The 18,317-nt window shown below is 33.5% G+C and carries 15 protein-coding genes; 4 read left to right on the top strand and 11 right to left on the bottom strand.

Annotated features, from left to right (window positions below; genetic code table 11):
- The first annotated feature begins 113 nt into the window (after positions 1-113).
- Complete coding sequence (locus ASE21_RS08480) at positions 114-890, top strand: alpha/beta fold hydrolase (protein ID WP_057122162.1); 777 nt, start codon at positions 114-116, stop codon at positions 888-890.
- A 76-nt stretch (positions 891-966) separates the two neighbouring features.
- Here ASE21_RS08480 and ASE21_RS08475 read toward each other — a convergent pair whose 3' ends face one another.
- On the bottom strand, positions 967-1,341 hold the full coding sequence (locus ASE21_RS08475) for a hypothetical protein (RefSeq protein WP_057122161.1): 375 nt from the start codon (positions 1,339-1,341) through the stop codon (positions 967-969).
- Between the two features lie 19 nt (positions 1,342-1,360).
- Positions 1,361-1,681, bottom strand: coding sequence for a roadblock/LC7 domain-containing protein (locus ASE21_RS08470; RefSeq protein ID WP_057122160.1), 321 nt, complete (start codon positions 1,679-1,681; stop codon positions 1,361-1,363).
- 281 nt (positions 1,682-1,962) lie between these two features.
- Here ASE21_RS08470 and ASE21_RS21835 point away from each other — a divergent pair, with 281 nt between their 5' ends.
- On the top strand, positions 1,963-2,106 hold the full coding sequence (locus ASE21_RS21835) for a hypothetical protein (RefSeq protein ID WP_157848774.1): 144 nt from the start codon (positions 1,963-1,965) through the stop codon (positions 2,104-2,106).
- A gap of 434 nt (positions 2,107-2,540) precedes the next feature.
- Here ASE21_RS21835 and ASE21_RS08460 read toward each other — a convergent pair whose 3' ends face one another.
- The 6 genes from ASE21_RS08460 to ASE21_RS08435 form a co-directional block, all read right to left on the bottom strand.
- Entirely contained in the window at positions 2,541-5,303 is a 2,763-nt protein-coding gene (locus ASE21_RS08460) for a PD-(D/E)XK nuclease family protein (RefSeq protein ID WP_057122370.1), read from the bottom strand.
- A 64-nt stretch (positions 5,304-5,367) separates the two neighbouring features.
- A complete protein-coding gene (locus tag ASE21_RS08455) occupies positions 5,368-6,834 on the bottom strand; it encodes an OmpA family protein (protein WP_057122158.1) in 1,467 nt (488 codons plus the stop codon).
- A 113-nt stretch (positions 6,835-6,947) separates the two neighbouring features.
- Positions 6,948-8,141, bottom strand: a complete 1,194-nt coding sequence (kbl, locus tag ASE21_RS08450) for a glycine C-acetyltransferase (RefSeq protein ID WP_057122157.1) — start codon at positions 8,139-8,141, stop codon at positions 6,948-6,950.
- Between the two features lie 80 nt (positions 8,142-8,221).
- A complete protein-coding gene (locus ASE21_RS08445) occupies positions 8,222-11,380 on the bottom strand; it encodes a UvrD-helicase domain-containing protein (RefSeq protein ID WP_057122156.1) in 3,159 nt (1,052 codons plus the stop codon).
- Positions 11,381-11,519: 139 nt separating this feature from the next.
- Positions 11,520-12,119 carry a lipoprotein signal peptidase gene (locus ASE21_RS08440; RefSeq protein WP_057122155.1) on the bottom strand — a complete coding sequence of 200 codons (600 nt, stop codon included), beginning with the start codon at positions 12,117-12,119 and terminating at the stop codon, positions 11,520-11,522.
- A gap of 117 nt (positions 12,120-12,236) precedes the next feature.
- A complete protein-coding gene (locus tag ASE21_RS08435) occupies positions 12,237-12,443 on the bottom strand; it encodes a hypothetical protein (RefSeq protein ID WP_057122154.1) in 207 nt (68 codons plus the stop codon).
- 181 nt (positions 12,444-12,624) lie between these two features.
- Here ASE21_RS08435 and ASE21_RS08430 point away from each other — a divergent pair, with 181 nt between their 5' ends.
- Both ASE21_RS08430 and ASE21_RS08425 read left to right on the top strand, forming a co-directional pair.
- The gene (locus ASE21_RS08430; RefSeq protein ID WP_057122153.1) at positions 12,625-12,981 is read left to right on the top strand and encodes a roadblock/LC7 domain-containing protein; all 357 of its coding nucleotides are present in this window, start codon (positions 12,625-12,627) and stop codon (positions 12,979-12,981) included.
- 32 nt (positions 12,982-13,013) lie between these two features.
- Positions 13,014-13,394 (top strand): hypothetical protein, encoded by a 381-nt coding sequence (locus tag ASE21_RS08425; RefSeq protein WP_057122152.1) that lies wholly within the window; start codon positions 13,014-13,016, stop codon positions 13,392-13,394.
- Between the two features lie 244 nt (positions 13,395-13,638).
- On the opposite strand, the gene ASE21_RS08420 is transcribed toward ASE21_RS08425, so the two are convergent.
- The 3 genes from ASE21_RS08420 to recO all read right to left on the bottom strand — a co-directional run bounded on the left by ASE21_RS08420 (position 13,639) and on the right by recO (position 18,272).
- Positions 13,639-14,019 carry a TraR/DksA family transcriptional regulator gene (locus ASE21_RS08420; protein ID WP_012022792.1) on the bottom strand — a complete coding sequence of 127 codons (381 nt, stop codon included), beginning with the start codon at positions 14,017-14,019 and terminating at the stop codon, positions 13,639-13,641.
- Positions 14,020-14,026: 7 nt separating this feature from the next.
- Positions 14,027-17,428 carry an isoleucine--tRNA ligase gene (gene ileS, locus ASE21_RS08415; RefSeq protein ID WP_057122151.1) on the bottom strand — a complete coding sequence of 1,134 codons (3,402 nt, stop codon included), beginning with the start codon at positions 17,426-17,428 and terminating at the stop codon, positions 14,027-14,029.
- 130 nt (positions 17,429-17,558) lie between these two features.
- Positions 17,559-18,272, bottom strand: a complete 714-nt coding sequence (gene recO, locus ASE21_RS08410) for a DNA repair protein RecO (protein ID WP_057122150.1) — start codon at positions 18,270-18,272, stop codon at positions 17,559-17,561.
- Positions 18,273-18,317 lie beyond the last annotated feature (45 nt).

The following is an 18,317-nucleotide window of genomic DNA, read 5'->3' as shown; positions in this document are numbered from 1 at the left end:
AAGTGCATTTAATTTGAACTCAATTGCTTATATTCTTTAACTGAAATGAACTTATATTTCTGATATGATTTTACCTTTTTTATCTTTGCACTTTACATTATAAAAACAAGATTTTGAAAAATATCCTATATAAAAACACTAAAATATCTTTTACAGATTCTGGAGAAGGAAATGCAATTGTACTGCTTCACGGCTTTTTGGAAAACAAGACAATGTGGAAAGAATATGTTGAACTGTTTTCAAAAAAATATCGTGTTATTACCATTGATTTATTAGGTCACGGAGAATCTGATTGTTTGGGTTATGTGCATGAAATGGAAGACAATGCAGGTGCAGTGAATGAAGTTTTGGAATATCTGAAAATTGAAAAAGCTGCAATTCTTGGACATTCTATGGGAGGTTACGCTGCTTTGGCTTTCGCCGAATTATATCCGGAAAAAACACAAAAAATAGTTTTACAAAATTCAACTTCTAAAGAAGACAGCGCTGAGAAAAAACTAAACAGAACCCGAGCGATAAAAGCCGTAAAACAGAATTATGTGAATTTTGTGAGTTTGGCAATCGCTAATTTATTCAGCGAAAATAACAGAACCCGTTTAGCAGACGAAATTGAAAAAGTACGAGAACAGGCTTTAAAAACCCCTTTGCAGGGAATTATCGCTTCTCTTGAAGGAATGAAAATAAGAAAAGACCGTGAATGGCTTTTACATGAAAACCGATTTTCGGTTTTATTGATTTTAGGCAAAAAAGATCCGGTTTTAAATTATGAAGAAAATCTTGCCCAAATAGAAGATACAACTGTAGAGTTAATTTCTTTTGAAGACGGACACATGAGTCACATCGAAAATAAGGAAGAGCTAAAACCTATATTATTAGATTTCTTCAACTAAATAAAAACACTTTAAAAGCAGAAAAGGCCATTCCGTATAAATCGGAACAGCCTTTTCTTCATTTTGGGGGCAAAACTTATAATTTCGAAATAATATCTTTCTTGAATTTTCCCAAAGTTGCTCTTGTTAATCCAAGATTAGCTTTTTTGGCGTCGACAGCTAAGTAAATAAAATACTGTCCATCTTCAGAAACATCTATAATATGTATTTGATCCGTCAATGTAATTAAAATATCGTTTATTTTTTGATCTAATCCTAAAGCTTTAATGGCGTTTATTTTTGCTTTTACAACTTCTAAATTATAAGCAGATGCTAATTCCGGATCAAAATCTGGATTTACAGAAAGTGAGCAATAAGACATTCCTGTCTCAACCTCAGTTACTGAAACTGCAATAAATCCGCTAACATTCTCTCTTAAATCATTTTGAAAATTCTGTAAAAAATCTGACATGTTTGTATATTGGTTTGAATTAATTATTAAAAACGGTATCCATTTTTCTTAGCAATAAACCCATTTTGCTAATATCTTTAGAAAGTAAGGCTACACAATTATCGTCCTGATTTTTATTTGCAACCACGATGCCGTCATTGTTTTTAATCATAACTTGTTTTAGATCGCCATTGTTAACATCTTCAGACATTTCTAAACACATTTTTAAAATCATTCCAATCATTGCCGCAACATTTCCATCATATTCTAAATTGACAGATTCCAGCAAAATTCCATCTATATTAAAACTAATTCCAGATTCTGCTCCAGTCTCTTCTACCAGTGTATTTAAATCAATCATAAGGCTGTTAATTATTTAAAAAGTCAAAGTTATTTGTAATAAGTAAAACTGTGCTATAAACACATGTTAAAAAAATGCGGTACACAACTAGCTGAACCACTTTTATTTATAGTATAATTTATCGCATTGTTTAAAAGAAAATCCTTAAAAATATTTAACAGAAAAAAAGGAATTGCCCGAATTTCAAACATTTCAATCCATAAAATTCAAAACACACCTCTTAGAGGCTCAGATAATCAGTTTAATAGAAGTTTTTCTTAAATTTGCAAAAAATTATTCCAATGAAAACAGTTGACGAATTACGCTTTGATTTAAATGTAAAATTGATGAAGTTTAGAAGATTTCGTTTTGAAAACGGACCGGTTAACAATACGAATTCACAAGAACCTGAAAAAAAAGGCTTTTTCAAAAAAATATTTAGTTAAAAACTACTTACAAAAAGCTGCGATAATTATGCATTGATAATTGCAGCTTTTTCCTTTATGATGTGAAGCTTACATTTTGCAAAAAAAATTAATCACTTTTAGTCAGGATTACATTTTCAAAATCGTGTTAATAAGCTTTACTTTTTTCTATGTCGATTTTTTTATCTTCTAAAATTGATTTTCAGACAGAAAACAATTTATTACACAGCCTTGAAATAAGTCAATTCAGTAAAACTAAAAAACTGATTTACGATTCAAATTCAAGGAATTTTAAAGTGCTTTTCTTAATTTATTTATTTTCTCATGTAACAGCAATTTCATTCGCAAATGTTAAAAAATGCAATATTTTGTTTAGCGCTAAATAAATTTGATCATTAAAAATGTTCCGCTCTCTAAAATAAATCAGTTTAAAATAATGAAAGCTTTTGGGCTTATTAGATTTTTTCTTCAAAAGGAATACTACTGTCAAATATTTCACTCAGCAATAAAACTAATTCCTCTGTATAACTACTTAAAATAGCTTTGCTCACTGTTATCTCCAAATCTCTTTCTTCTCTAAATCCGAAAGGCAGAAATCCAGATTTTAAATTTTTAAAAGAAATGATTCCAACTTCTATTGGCGTATCTCCGGCTTGTTCCTCAAACATAAAGGCATAAGCTAGAACCTGAATAATTTTGTCGTTTTTAAGCTCCTGTGTTAATCCATTCCATGATTTAAGGATAACATTTGTTTTTTCGACTTTTCCGGTCTTATAATCGATAATTCTTATTCTGCCGTTCCGAAGTTCGATTCGGTCGACATTTCCTTTTATTAATACCGGAAACGGCAGACCTGGATGAATTAAATTTCTTTGAAAAGTTTGTTCCAAAGCAATAATCTGAATCGCGTCTCCATTTCTGACAGATTCCAATTCCATTCTAAGGAAATTAGAAACATTTCGCTTGGCAACTTCAAATGCCAGAAGGTTTCGCCCTTTTTTAATTTCCCCTTCTTTATAAACCAATTTGAATTGTTTTAAAACTTCTTCATCCAACAAATCAAAACGGCTCAATAAATCAGATTCTGAAATAAACTTCCCTATAAAAGGTTCGTATAAAACTCTTAATGTTTCGTGAATAATGGTTCCAAGTGTATTTAATGCAATGTTTTCCTCTACTTCTTCGACTTCCCTAATTCGCAGGATTTTTTGAAAGTAAAATTCAATTGGGTTTCGAATGTAACTCGTTAGCGCTGAAGGAGAAAATCCGGCAGCGGCAATTTCTTTTAAACGTTCCATAACCGCTTCTGATTTCGGAATAACCATTGGCTGATAAGCCGTTGCCGGCAAAACTGGGTTATAGATATCAAAAGTCAAACTATGTTTTGATTTTTTCTCTACTTCTAACTGCGTTATAAAACGGCTTCGCTCACCGGCATCTAATCCATCATTTTCTGTATTATATATCAAATAAATGTTTTTCGCCCGCTGTAGCAAATGATAAAAATGATAGGTATAAATTGCATCTTTTTCTTTAAAAGTAGGCAGGCCCAATTCTTTTTTAACATCGTAAGGTATAAATGAATTCTGAGATTTTCCTGCTGGAAATTTCCCCTCGTTCATAGAAGTTATAATTACGGTTTCAAAATCAAGTACACGACTTTCAAGGACACCCATAATTTGGAGACCGCGCAAAGGCTCTCCTTCAAACGAAACTTCTGCCACATCGATTATCTGCTTATAAATTGCGTGAAGTGTGTCTATATTATCTATATGCTCATGTTGAGAATAATAATTAATAAGTTTATTAATTACCTTAAAAACAGCATATACAAAAGTTTTTGCTATTTTTTCTTCTTCATTATCATTGTCAAAATTTTGCTTTATAAGAAGTAAAATTGCAGAGATATTTTCCAGAACAGCAATCGATCCGTTTTCCCATTTTTGAAATAATAAAGAAAATAATTGTGATGGATTTTGATTAAGTTCTAAAATTTTATTTAGTGTAATAAACGTATAGTTGTTCTCTTTAATAATTCTAACAATATGATTTGTCTTTGCATAAGGCTCCACTAATGGATGCGTCAAAATATCCAAAACGTCTTTATAATAAAAAACATAACTGCCGCCAGTCCGCGAGAGTGCATTTGTATGCATTTTGAAAAACTTAGCAACCAAAATCTGTGATGGATTATTCTTGCCGGAATATCCCATTGTTATATTAAGTGCGCCAACTGAAGCAGGAAGAGAATACAAAACCGGGATTAATAAATTTTCCTCCCCTAAAACTATTGCAGTTTTATCAAGAGAAGCTGTAGGGTTTTCATTTATCAACTCTTCTATAATACTTCCGGCCAGCTTAGCCTGTCCAATGGTCTTTGGAGTGCCAATTATTTTAATATTTTTAGACTGGGAAAAATCATCCACAATCCACTCAAAAGGATGAAATTTATAGTGTTTCCAACTTTCTTTAAATCGGCGGACAAAAAGCCCTGCATCATGATAAGGATCGTTTAAAAATGCCTGATCAACATCCCAATAAATCTTAGCCTGATCTAAAGCTAAAAGATGCTGCACAATCTTTTCTTCGGCTGCATTTAAAGCATTAAATCCGGCAAAAATAAAATTGCGGTTTACAATTGTGTTTGAAAAATGATTTAGATTGTTTACCGCTTCTCTGTAAATTAAACCTTGATAACCAATTGATTTATTTAAAAGATGACTGTAAAGTGATTCGTAATACAGAGGGAGTAACTTCCAAAAATCAATATAATTTTCTAAAAGCTTAGTTTTGTTTTCAACTTCGATTCCCCATTTTTTAATATCTTCAATATCTTTCAGATAAGATAAAACATGAGCGGGGTCCAAAAGATAACGATCGATTTCATTAAAATCCTGAAGAAGTGTTTTTGCCCAGTTAGCAAACAATTCAAAAGACTGCTGATGCTGTTTTTCAGTAACCGATAAATAAACTTCATAAAACTCAAATAATAACTCAATAGAATCTACAGATCTTATTGATGCAACATCCTGTACAAAATCTTCTATACTAATAATTTCAGGAGAAAGAATTGTTTTTGTGGTTTCTTTTTTAAGCGCTTCGATTAAAAACACCTTTGTCCTTTTGTTAGGTAAAACAATGGTGGTTTCTGCAAGTTTATCCGAATATTCGTGAATTACAACAGCCGCAATTTTATCTAGAAAAGAAGTATTTATCATTTGATAAAAATAAAAAAAGCCATTCAATTAAGAATGGCTTTTAGTATTTTATTTACAAAGTAAATTATAGTTTACCTTGGTATTTAGAACCTACGTGTTTAATTTCAGTTCTTCTGTTTTGTGCTTTACCTGCAGCAGTTTTGTTACTTGCAACTGGTTGAGAAGATCCAAATCCTTTAGCTTCTAAGTTTTCTGGATTAACACCTCTTTGAACTAATGCATCTAATACAGCTTTAGCTCTGTCTTCAGATAATTTTTGGTTGATTTTAGCAGAACCAGTGTTATCTGTGTGTCCTTCAATGCTGAATTTAGCGTTTGGATAGTTTTTAAGGATTTCTTTAATAGCATCTAATCTAGCTGGAGTTTCTTTATCACCAGTTTTGAAAGTAGCTTTACCAGAGTTAAAGTAGATAGCTCTTGCTTGAACTTTAAGATCTTCTAAAGCTTGAGAGCTTACTTCTGGACATCCTCTGTTACTAGCTGGACCAGCAACTGTAGGACAATCGTCATCTTTATCTAAAACCCCATCTTTGTCAGCGTCTAAGAAAGGACAACCACCATTTTCTTTAGGACCAGCAACTGTAGGACATTTATCATCTTTATCAGCGATACCGTCACCGTCAGTGTCAGGACAACCTTTTAAAGCAGCTAAACCAGCAACATCTGGACAAGCATCATCTTTATCAGCAACACCGTCTCCGTCTTTATCAGGACATCCGTTTAATGCAGCTAAACCAAATTCGTTTGGACAAGCATCAGAAGCGTCAACGATTCCGTCTCCGTCTGTATCAGGACATCCGTTGAATTGTTTTAAACCAGCAACATCTGGACAAGCATCATCTTTGTCATAGATTCCGTCTCCGTCAGTATCTTTACCTCCGAATTTGAAAACTAAACCTGCAGTGTGTTGGAAGTGAGATGGAGCATCTGGAGTTCCAGAAGCATCTTCTCTATCTCCACTTACAGACCATTTGTATCTTGTAGCTAACTCAAGACCAATAGCATCAGTAAACCAGAAAGTTAAACCAGCACCTGGGTTAACAGTTCCGTAGCTGCTATCTCCAAAGAAAGTATAACCACCACCTACAGATAACGAAGGATCAATCACTTTAGATTTGATTAATTCCTGAAAGCTGTATTTAATAGTAGCATCAATTCCGTAGTACATTAAGTCTCCAGGATTGTAAACAACCATTCCTCTTCCATCATGCCCTGCAGCATTTGGAGCAAAAACAACATATTTATCAATTTTGTTTACAGATCCTTGTAAACCAACTGAGAAACCACTACCAACATATCTAGACACTCCAATGTAGGATAATGACGGAAGAATATTCCAGTTATTTTTTACATCAAATGGCTGAGAAAAGTGTGCTGGGAAAAAGTCAACGTGTTCTGGACTTGCACTAGTCCTTGTATCCACGGCATTAACCCCAAAAGAGATCGCCCATGGATTGTTACTGTCTTGCGCAAAAGAGCTTACACCCATCGCCATCATTACAGCAACTAAAAGTTTGTTAAGATGTTTCATACTTAATTTTTTTAATTACAATTTAGTTAATTACAAGCAAAAGTAACACCAAATTTTTTAAATACAAAATCAAATGTTAAAAAAAACCTACAAAAATTACTCGAATGTGGTAATTATATAACTTTTAACATTTTACCTGTTAATTTAAATGCTTCTATCGCTTTGTCTAAGTGTTCCTTAGTATGAGCTGCCGAAAGCTGCACCCTGATTCTGGCCTTGTCTTTAGGCACTACCGGGAAGAAAAACCCAATAACATAGATACCTTGTTTTAAAAGTTCATTTGCCATTGTTTGTGACAATTTTGCATCATACAGCATAACTGGTACAATTGCCGAATCCCCATCTATAATGTCAAATCCTGCTTTTTTCATTCCTTTCTTAAAGTAATTAGTATTCCATTCTAATTTATCTCTAAGTGCTGTGTCTTTCTCTAATATTTCAAAAACTTTTATTGAAGCACCAACAATTGATGGCGCTAAAGAATTTGAAAATAAATATGGTCTTGAGCGCTGACGCAAAATTTCAATTATCTCTTTTTTGGCTGTTGTGTATCCGCCCATGGCTCCGCCTAATGCTTTACCCAGCGTTCCTGTTATAATATCAACACGCCCCATTACTCCTTTTGCTTCAAGCGTACCTTTTCCTGTTGCACCAATAAATCCCGCAGCATGGCATTCATCAACCATTACCAGAGCATCGTATTTGTCAGCCAGGTCACAGATTTTATCTAATGGCGCTACTAAGCCATCCATAGAAAAAACACCATCGGTTACAATTAGTTTAAAACGAGTTCCTGCTTCGGTTGCTTTAATTAACTGCTCTTCCAGATCTTCCATATTGCTGTTTTCATAGCGGTAACGCGCCGCTTTACACAAACGCACACCGTCGATAATAGAAGCATGATTTAAGCTATCTGAAATAATTGCATCATTTTCTCCCAGCAAAGGCTCAAAAACTCCTCCGTTAGCATCAAAAGCAGCAGCATATAATATAGTGTCTTCTGTACCATAAAAATCTGCAATCTTTTTTTCTAATGTTTTATGAATATCCTGAGTACCGCAAATAAAACGTACTGACGACATTCCGAAACCATGTGTGTCCATTGCATCTTTTGCAGCCTGAACTACCTCCGGATGCGACGATAGTCCTAAATAATTATTGGCACAAAAATTCAAAACTTTTTCGCCAGTCGAAATTGTAATCTCTGCACCTTGGGCGGAAGTTATAATTCGCTCTTTTTTAAAAATACCATTTTCTTCGATTGTCTGCAGCTCACTTTGCAGATGTTCTTTAATTTTACCGTACATTTTTTTCTATTTAAAACGTTAAAAATTAACAACTTACTCTCTAAATAAGAAGTTATTCCTTTAACATCTGATTAATTTTTTCACAAATTTACCACTTCAATTTCCGATCCTATATATACCAAAACCTTTTTTAACACTTTGTATCCTAAATCTTCAATAGCATCCTGATATTCTTGAATTTGCTGCTGGTATTTTGAATTTATTGCACCAGTTTTATAATCCAGCAAATAAGCTTCCTGATTATTATTTAGCACCACACGATCGGGTTTAAGAATTTTTCCATGTTTTTGAACTATAGTCTGCTCATTTAAAACTTTGATATTCCCATCAAAACAAATACTTAATTCAGGATGGTTTACAATTTCGTAAAGGGTTTTAAGAACCATTTCTGATTGATCGACCGTTATTAAGCCATTTTCCAGCGCTTTGGTTACCGCAAGATCCACATCAGTTTTGTCTTTAATAAAAGCCATGATTTCATGCACAATATTTCCGTACGAAATTGCTTCCTGCTGATGTGTTCCCCACATTAAGGCTTCCCGCTGCGCAATTTTTATATTTTTAGGATTTAAAACTTCTTTTACAATCGAGATTTCTTTTACCAAATCAACTGATTCTTCAGATTTCGAAAGTTTTGTTTTATTTCCAAATTCGTATTCTAATTTTTCAGAATCATAAATTCCTTTATGCATCAAAAATTTAATAAAATAAGATGCCATATTATGAGGCAGTTCACCGTCTTTTCTTTCTTTTAAAGACTGAGAAATAATATATAATTGTTCTTCGGCACGGGTTAATGCCACATAAAGAACATTAATATTATCCAGCAATTCTTCTTGTTTTTTCAAATTAAAAATAACCGAAGCACTTTCTCCAAATCCCTCAACTGCACTGCTGTTATCTATTAAAGCTTTTGGAACGCCAAGATCTGCTTCTTCCGCATCGAGCCATAATTTATCTTTTGGTTTTCGATTATAATCTTCTTCTGCAAAAGGCATAATTACAACCGGAAATTCCAATCCTTTAGATTTATGAATTGTCATAATTCGCACTGCATTATTTCCTTCCGGAGAAGGAATGCTGAATTTCTCAGAATTCTTGTCCCAATAATTAAGAAAATCTGCAATTCCGGCCTGATTTCGGATATCTCTTTCCAAAACAATATCAAGAAAAAACTGCACATAAGCATTTCCTTCCAAAGGAAGAATAAACTTTGAAATAATTATTTCAACCGCTTCATAAAGTGATTTTTTTCTAACATTTTCAAACGAAAGCGAAACATCAAATGTTAACAGCCATTTCTCAAAGTCTTCTTCAAATTTTTGCTGCATCCCCTGTGCGATAAAATCATGAACCGACATTTCGATTTCTTTATTGCCGGCTAAAAAATGCAGAAAATTGGCTTTTGATTCTAAATCGGCATTGTTGTTTAAATATTTTAAAAGGTTAATAATCAAACGAACTTCCGTAGCATTCTGAATCATTAATGTTTCTGAAGATAAAAGCGGAATTCCCTGCTCAGTCAAATAATTAGCAACTGCAATTCCCTGATCTCTTTTTCGGGTCAAAATCACAATATCTTTATATTCAAATCCTTCACGAACTACTTTTTGAATTGTATTTAAAACAGCCAAAACATACAAATCTGATTTTTCAACTACTTCTTCTTCATCTGCAAAATCATTTTTTTCAATTACAGGAAGAAAAGAAATATTTACATAACCGCCTTTTTTGGAATTTGTGTTTTGAAAACTATGATTTTCATATAAATCTTTGTAATCTTCATTTGAAAACTCTCCGGAAATCAATTTAAAAAAGGTATTATTAAAATCAATTACTTCACTGTAACTTCTGTAATTTGTATTTAAATGTTTTATCGCTTTATCCGGATTATTAAACGGATTTCCCTCTTTACTCAATTCAATAAATTGTTCTGCTTTTCCTCCTCTCCAGCGATAAATAGATTGTTTAGGATCGCCAACAATCATTAACGTTCCTTTATTTCCCAAATCATCGAGACCGGAAAGTGAATTATCAATAAGCGGAATCAGGTTTTGCCATTGCATTTCGGAAGTATCCTGAAATTCGTCTATGAAAAAATTTCGATACCGTTCGCCCAAACGCTCATAGATAAAAGGCGCAGGCTGATTCTGGATTTCGCGATGAATGATCGCATTGAATTCTGAAATTGATAATATATTTTGTTCGGATTGAATTTTGGCCAGCTCATTACTAACCGTATTCAGCAAAGAAAGCGGCGTAATATTTTTCAGGAATGCTTTATAGAAATCTCTTTTTTCAAAGTTTTTGTAGATTTTCTCCAGTATTTGAAGCAGTTCCGGAATGATACTTTCGATTAATGATTTGTCTTTAGCCGTTTTATTAATCGCAATATCATCAAACTCATGAAAAGTTTTATTTCGCGGATTGAATTTTCCCTCACGAATACTTTCTAAATGATTTGGAAATGTTCCCCGGGAAAAAGATTTTAAATCGATTCCGTTTTTATCAATTAAAGCAAGTGCTTCAGTTGCAAACTCTTCATTTTCTGATTCCAGCTCTTTGCACAAAGCCAGCATTTTCTTTTTAATTTCAACAAACTCTTCGATTGTTTTATCATTAAAATGAAGAATCTCATTTCGATTATTTTCATTTAAAACCAAACGTCCGGTTTCCAGAATTTCACGTGAAATATCCCAGCTTTTATCATCGTCGGTTTTTTCCATCGTAAAATCGATCAGCAGTTTCGTCAGTGTTTCATCCTGTCCTGCTTGTGCAATAATGGCATCTACGGCTTCAACAAGTAAATTTTCAGTATCAAGCGTAACTTCAAAAGTCATCGGCAGATTCAAATCATGTGCAAACGCCCGAATTACCTTATGAGTAAATTTATCAATGGTAGAAATATCAAAAGCGGCGTAATTATGAATTAAATGCTTTATGATATTTTGAGATTTTACCTTTAACTGAATAACCGAAAGTCCCGTTTCCCGGGATAAATCTTCCATTAAATCAACAGCTTTCGCAGAAGGCTCATCTTTAGCAAATTCAGACAAGCTTCCCACAATACGGCTTTTCATTTCATGAACCGCTTTGTTGGTAAAGGTGATCGCCAAAATATTACGATAAGCATCATTTTTTGGCGAAGAAAGAATAATTTTTAAATATTCCTTAACCAAAGTATACGTCTTTCCTGATCCTGCAGAAGCATCATAAATAGAAAAAGACGGACTTTGCATAAGCTTTGGTTTTTGTACCGTAAAAATAGTACAATAATATCAATCCTCAATAATGAAAAATTCCAAATTCCAATATCTGCTTACGATACATCACAGATATTGGAATTTGGAATTTATTTATTTTGGAATTTTTAAATCCTTATGCGTGTTTTGGAAATGCTCTTTTATTAAAAACTAATAATATTCCAACTCCTGTAGAAATTGCCATATCGGCAACGTTAAAAATAGCATTGAAAAACATAAAATGCTTACCTCCAAAAAATGGAATCCATGATGGAAGATCTCCTTCCCATATTGGAAAATAAAACATATCTACCACCAGACCATGAAACCAGGTTCCGTATGGATGCGGCGAAAAAAGTGTTGCCAAATTATGTTCGCTGCCGTCAAAAATCACTCCGTAAAAAACAGAATCCACAATATTACCGGCCGCACCGGCAAAAATCAAAGCAATTGAAACGATTAAATAAGTCGAATGACGTTTTTTAACGGCATCAGCCAGCCAGTATCCAATTCCAAATACTGCAAAGATTCTAAAAACGGTCAAAATCAATTTACCATATTCTCCAGGAATTTTTGTTCCCCACGCCATTCCTTCATTTTCAATAAAATGGATTCTAAACCAATCAAAAAGCACCACTTCTTCTCCTAAGACGAAGTTTGTTTTTACATAGATTTTAGAAATCTGATCGACAATTAAAACTAAAAATATAAGGAAATATGCTTTTCTTAATGACATTTTATGATTTTTTGATGCGCAAAAGTAACAATTTAATCAAAAAAAACGCTCCATTAGGAACGTTAATTGTTTTGTAATAAAATTAAAATCAACAATGTGATTTGATTTTAATCAAACTTATTTTTTTGCGGTTGCTTTTGCCGGACTGTCTGAAAAGAATTCCGATAGTGATTTAAAGATTCCTTTACTCGGTTTTCCAGCCGCAGCTCTCTTTGCTTCTGCCTTTTTAACTTCTGCTTTGAATTTGACACGTAATTTTTCAAATTCCTTCATTCTGTGCTCCACATCAGAATTTACATCTTTGAATTTCAATACTTTAGCCATGGTGTAAGTTTTTTAAGTAAAAAAATAAAATATTTAACGATTTGGTTCTACAATGATACATAATTTAATTTATATTTGTTAACATTAATTAACAATTGTTTAGGTCAAATCGCAACTATATCCATAATACATTACCAAAAACGAATTAATTATAAACATTTCCCCCAAACCTTACAAAATTATGAATGAAATAACTACTATTCTAAACAACTTTTTGGTTGAAACAAAAGCTAGTGCAGCTTTAATCTTAAACGGAAAAGGAAAATTGATTACTTCTCTTAACCTCGACTACAGCGACAGCATTGCAGCCATGAGTGCTGGAATTTTATCCATGAGTGAAAAATTTCTAATCGATTTGGAGAAAGGATCGTTAAAACAACTTTACCTGAAAAGTTCTGATGGAGTTGTCGTCGGAAACAAAATCAGCGGTTCTAACTTTGTAATTGCATTTTCAAAAGAAGGAAGCAACCTTGGTATACTTATGCATTCTACCGATGAATTATCTGTAGAACTAAGCAAAAATTCCCTATTAAAATAACATACATCTATTAACCACAAACCCCAAAAACTATGAGCAATGATTTTTTAAACGTTTTTTTGAATGAAATGAAAACTAACGTAAATGGCTTTATCGCTGTTGCAGTAACAGAAATTGAAACAGGATTAAGCTTTGGCAATATAACGGTAGACTCTACTTTTGATCCTGAACTTGCTGCAGCTTATAACCTTGAAGTTGTAAAAGCAAAATTGAATGCTGTAAAAGCCTTAGGCCTAAATCAGGATATTGAAGATATTTTGATTACACTTTCAAATCAAATTCACATTATTGACATTTCGCCAAACAAAAAATTCATGATTTATCTTGCTGCTGATGCTAGTAAAGCGAATCTTGGAATGACAAGAGCAGTCTTAAGAAAGCACAAAGCAGATTTGGAAAAGAATCTGGCGTAACAATTTTACTTATAAAAACCGCTTCTCATCAGGCGGTTTTTTTGGATCTTATTCTAAAATTCTCAAGTAATTATACTTGTTTTATTCCTACAAAAAAAGTGCGTTTCTGTAAAAAATTATTTTGACTAATTATAAATAATTTCTTTCAATATACGGCTTTCTCAGCAAAACCAAGTATTAGTAAAGATTAAACAAAAAAAACGCCCCTAAAAGGAGCGCTTATTTTTATGGGATAATAAAAATATTATCTCTGCAAGTTTTTAGCTTCGATACTCATTGTAGCATGAGGAACGATTTTAAGCCTTTCTTTGCTGATTAATTTACCTGTTACTTTGCAAATACCATATGTTTTATTTTCAACACGGAATAAAGCGTTTTTTAAATCGCGAATAAACTTTTCCTGTCTGATAGCCAACTGCGAGTTTGCTTCTTTTGACATGGTTTCACTTCCTTCTTCAAAAGCTTTAAAAGTTGGAGAAGTATCGTCAGTTCCGTTATTCAAATCATTCATATAAGCACTTTTGATCAAATCAAGATCTTCTTGTGCCTTTTTTATTTTTGCCTGGATTATTTCTTTGAACTCTGCTAAATCTGCATCAGAGTATCGTGTAATTTCATCTATCATTTTATAATTATTTTGAAATTAATATCATTGTTTTAATATCATCAAACTCAATTTCTGTGCCGTTTTCTAAAGCGTCACTAAAAACCAAATTGTCTGTTAGTGTTTCAGACTTAATATAGCCTTCGTTTTTTAGAACGGCATTTTCTAAAATACCGTCTCTTTTTATTTGTACCTTAATCTTATCAGTAACTTCAAATCCTGAATCTTTACGGATATTCTGAATTCTGTTTACCAATTCTCTCGCGATACCTTCATTTTTCAATTCTTCAGATATTGTAATGTCAAGCGCGACTGTAATTCCGTTTGAATTTGCAACCAGCCATCCTTCGATATCCTGCGATGTTATTTCGACGTCTTCTAATGATAAAGTTACATTATTTCCTGCAATAACAATATCTAACGTTCCCTGCTTATCAAGCTGATTGATCTGATCTGCAGAAAAACCTTGTATCTCTTTAGAAATCAAGCCCATATCTTTACCAAATCGTGGACCAAGAGCCTTAAAATTAGGTTTGATCTGCTTCACTAAAATACCCGAAGCATCGTCTAAAAGTTCAATTTCTTTTACGTTTACCTCTGCTTTTACCAGGTCAGAAATGGCTTCGATTTCAGCACGCTGATTCTCGTCAAGTACCGGAATCATTACCTTTTGCAGAGGCTGGCGAACTTTAATCATCTCTTTTTTACGCAATGATAAAACCAAAGATGAGATCGTCTGCGCCTTCTGCATTTTGCTTTCCAACGTTTTATTAACAAAGTTTTCGACAAATTTTGGGAATTCAGCCAAGTGAACACTGGCAAAATCCTCGGTTCCCGTTGATGTTGTCAAATCTCGGTACAATTTATCCATAAAAAATGGAGCTACCGGAGCGCTTAATTTACTGATTGTAAGCAAACAAGTATAAAGCGTTTGGTAAGCTGCAATTTTATCTTTAGCATATTCTCCTTTCCAGAAACGACGACGGCATAAACGAACGTACCAGTTACTTAAGTTTTCCTGAACAAAGTCAGAAATGGCTCTTGTCGCTTTTGTCGGTTCATAATCTTCATAACATTCATCAACAAATTTGATTAAGGTATGAAGTTCAGAAATAATCCATTGATCGATTTCCGGTCTTTCGTTTAACGGAATTTCCGCTTCAGCGTATTTAAATCCGTCAATATTCGCATACAGCGAGAAGAAAGAATAGGTATTGTATAAAGTTCCGAAGAATTTACGTCGAACCTCAGCAATTCCTTCAATATCAAACTTTAAGTTGTCCCACGGATTTGCGTTTGAAATCATGTACCAGCGTGTGGCATCAGGGCCATATTCTGCAATGGTTTCAAAAGGATCTGTTGCATTCCCTAAACGTTTAGACATTTTTTGTCCGTTTTTGTCTAAAACCAAACCGTTTGACACTACATTTTTGTACGCTACTTTATCAAAAACCAATGTTCCGATTGCGTGTAATGTATAAAACCAGCCACGGGTCTGATCTACTCCTTCAGCAATAAAATTAGCCGGAAAATCTTTGTTTTCATCAATTTTATCTTTGTTCTCAAAAGGATAATGCCATTGTGCATAAGGCATTGCTCCGGAATCAAACCAAACATCAATTAAATCACTTTCGCGCTTCATTGGTTTTCCTGACGCAGAAACTAAAGTGATTTCATCAACTACATTTTTGTGCAAATCAATTAAATCATAATTTGATTCAGACATGTTTCCGATTTCAAAACCTTTAAACGGGTTTTCTTTTTGAAAACCTGCTTCGACAGATTTCTCAATCGCATTGTATAATTCTTCAACAGAACCAATCAGAACTTCTTCTTTTTTGTCTTCAGTTCTCCAGATTGGCAATGGAATTCCCCAATATCTAGAACGAGATAAGTTCCAGTCGTTGGCATTTTTAAGCCAGTTCCCAAAACGTCCTTCACCAGTAGATTTAGGTTTCCAGTTGATAGTTTCGTTCAGGTCGAACATTCTATCTTTTACATCGGTTACTTTTATGAACCAGGAATCTAGTGGATAATATAACAACGGCTCATCAGTTCTCCAGCTGTGTGGATAACTATGTACGTATTTTTCAACCTTAAAGGCTTTATTTTCTTCTTTTAATCGAATAGCAATTTCAACATCTACAGATTTCTCAGGAGCTTCACCTGCATTGTAGTATTCGTTTTTAACGTATTTCCCCGCTAAATCTCCCAAATGAGAAGTGAATTTTCCTTGTAAATCTACTAATGGAACTGCGTTACCGTTTTCATCTAAAACCAACATTGGCGGCACTTCCGGCTTTGCTTCTTTTGCAACTTTAGCATCATCTGCACCAAAAGTCGGCGCAGTGTGTACAATTCCGGTTCCGTCTTCAGTCGTAACAAAATCTCCTGCAATTACTCTAAATGCATTTTCAGCATTTTCATAAGGCAATACGTAAGGCAGCAATTGCTCGTAACGAATTTCAACTAAATCTGCTCCTTTTGCTTCGGTTAAGATTTTATATGGAAGTTTTTTGTCGCCGTTTTTCACATTATCAAAATCGGCATCGTCTTCACTTAAGAAATATCCTTTCCCAAATTGTTTTCCCACTAAATTTTTAGCCAAAACAACATTGACTGGCTCAAAAGTATATTGATTGAATGTTTTTACTAAAACATAATCGATTTTTGGTCCAACTGTTAAAGCGGTATTTGATGGTAAAGTCCATGGAGTTGTCGTCCATGCCAAAACGTGAATATCTCCAAAACCTTGTAAAAATGAAGGCAATGTTTCCGGCAAAGTTTTAAACTGCGCTACAATCGTAGTATCTGTAACATCTCTGTAAGCTCCCGGCTGATTTACTTCGTGAGAAGATAATCCTGTCCCTGCTTTTGGAGAATATGGCTGAATCGTGTAACCTTTGTACAACAAACCTTTATCGTAGATTTGTTTTAAAAGCCACCAAACAGATTCCATATATTTTGGTTTATAAGTCACATACGGATCCTCCATATCTACCCAATAACCCATTTTTTCGGTCAAATCATTCCATACATCGGTATAACGCATTACGGTTTTTTTACACGCTTCGTTATATTCTTCGATAGAAATTGTTTTACCAATATCTTCTTTTGTAATTCCTAATTCTTTTTCGGTACCTAATTCTACAGGTAAACCATGAGTATCCCAGCCGGCTTTTCTTTTTACCTGAAAACCTTTTTGAGTTTTATATCTGCAAAAAATATCTTTAATCGCACGTGCCATTACGTGGTGAATTCCCGGTAATCCGTTTGCTGAAGGCGGACCTTCAAAAAATACGTAAGGTTCTGCACCTTCGCGAGTGGTTACACTCTTTTCAAATATATTTTCTTTCTTCCAAAAATCAAGAACTTCAGACGCTACCGTTGGTAAGTCAAGTCCTTTGTATTCAGTAAATTTTGTACTCATTTTATCCTTTTCTTAAACGAGGTGCGAAAGTAAGGAATTTTGAGGAAAATAGATAAAAGATGAGGGAAAAAAGACCGAATTCAGGAAATTTCAGGTAGATTCCGCAACAATTATGGGCGTTTTGGTCGGTTTAAGAGAAAACTTCTTTTAAAATCTCTAAAGATTTTGGTTTTTTGAATCCTTCTAAATGAAAACTATAATAATCAACCAGGATTTTAAGCAGGATTTGTCTTTCTATAACATGAAAGATTTTTTGATCATTATCAAACTTTAAATCAATTAGTTTTTTAAACAAATTTGTTTCGTGTTCTGAAAGCACATTTCCTTTATTAAAAAGTGTAAAAACACCATCATTCATTTCAAAATGAGGAAGATCAATTTCTGATACATCAGGATAAAAACCTAAATATTGCGTGATTTCTAAAAGTAAGATCAAATGAAAATTTGAAATTTCATTATGATTGTCCAGCCAGGTTAATGCTGTTTCCAAAAACAGGAAAAGCTGTTCGTTTTTTTCTTCTTCCTGAATGGAATAATGAAGCATTTCTGAAAGAAACATCACCATTGTACTTTTGACGATATCGGTATGGATAGTCTGAAACGGAACAGCACTTTTTATTTCTTTAAAATTTTCCAAAGTCCCTTTATTTTTATGAACAGCCTCAATTTCTAAGATTGAAAAAGGCTGAAAATAGGCAATTTTCTGACTTGCCTTTCTACTCGAAAAAGCATCACGTACAAAATAAGATTTTAATCCGTTTGAAAGCGTAAAACATTTTACGATCAGGCTTTTTTCCTGAAATTTTAAAGATGAAATTACTATGGCTTTTGTTTTGACGAGCAAAATTTTAGATTTTTAGACTTCTTATATATTAGACTTCTAGATTAT

It is taken from the genome of Flavobacterium sp. Root901, assembly GCF_001429765.1.
Lineage (GTDB): Bacteria > Bacteroidota > Bacteroidia > Flavobacteriales > Flavobacteriaceae > Flavobacterium.
The sequence above is the reverse complement of the archived record's forward strand: the minus strand, read 5'-3'. Positions and strand labels throughout refer to the sequence as shown.

What these genes read in the sequence shown, in the direction of transcription:
- ASE21_RS08475 (WP_057122161.1), bottom strand. Translation starts at nt 1,341, where the DNA reads ATGTCAGATTTTTTACAGAATTTTCAAAATGATTTAAGAGAGAATGTT.
- ASE21_RS08470 (WP_057122160.1), bottom strand. Translation starts at nt 1,681, where the DNA reads ATGATTGATTTAAATACACTGGTAGAAGAGACTGGAGCAGAATCTGGA.
- ASE21_RS21835 (WP_157848774.1), top strand. Translation starts at nt 1,963, where the DNA reads ATGAAAACAGTTGACGAATTACGCTTTGATTTAAATGTAAAATTGATG.
- ASE21_RS08460 (WP_057122370.1), bottom strand. Translation starts at nt 5,303, where the DNA reads ATGATAAATACTTCTTTTCTAGATAAAATTGCGGCTGTTGTAATTCAC.
- ASE21_RS08455 (WP_057122158.1), bottom strand. Translation starts at nt 6,834, where the DNA reads ATGAAACATCTTAACAAACTTTTAGTTGCTGTAATGATGGCGATGGGT.
- kbl (WP_057122157.1), bottom strand. Translation starts at nt 8,141, where the DNA reads ATGTACGGTAAAATTAAAGAACATCTGCAAAGTGAGCTGCAGACAATC.
- ASE21_RS08445 (WP_057122156.1), bottom strand. Translation starts at nt 11,380, where the DNA reads ATGCAAAGTCCGTCTTTTTCTATTTATGATGCTTCTGCAGGATCAGGA.
- ASE21_RS08440 (WP_057122155.1), bottom strand. Translation starts at nt 12,119, where the DNA reads ATGTCATTAAGAAAAGCATATTTCCTTATATTTTTAGTTTTAATTGTC.
- ASE21_RS08435 (WP_057122154.1), bottom strand. Translation starts at nt 12,443, where the DNA reads ATGGCTAAAGTATTGAAATTCAAAGATGTAAATTCTGATGTGGAGCAC.
- ASE21_RS08430 (WP_057122153.1), top strand. Translation starts at nt 12,625, where the DNA reads ATGAATGAAATAACTACTATTCTAAACAACTTTTTGGTTGAAACAAAA.
- ASE21_RS08425 (WP_057122152.1), top strand. Translation starts at nt 13,014, where the DNA reads ATGAGCAATGATTTTTTAAACGTTTTTTTGAATGAAATGAAAACTAAC.
- ASE21_RS08420 (WP_012022792.1), bottom strand. Translation starts at nt 14,019, where the DNA reads ATGATAGATGAAATTACACGATACTCTGATGCAGATTTAGCAGAGTTC.
- ileS (WP_057122151.1), bottom strand. Translation starts at nt 17,428, where the DNA reads ATGAGTACAAAATTTACTGAATACAAAGGACTTGACTTACCAACGGTA.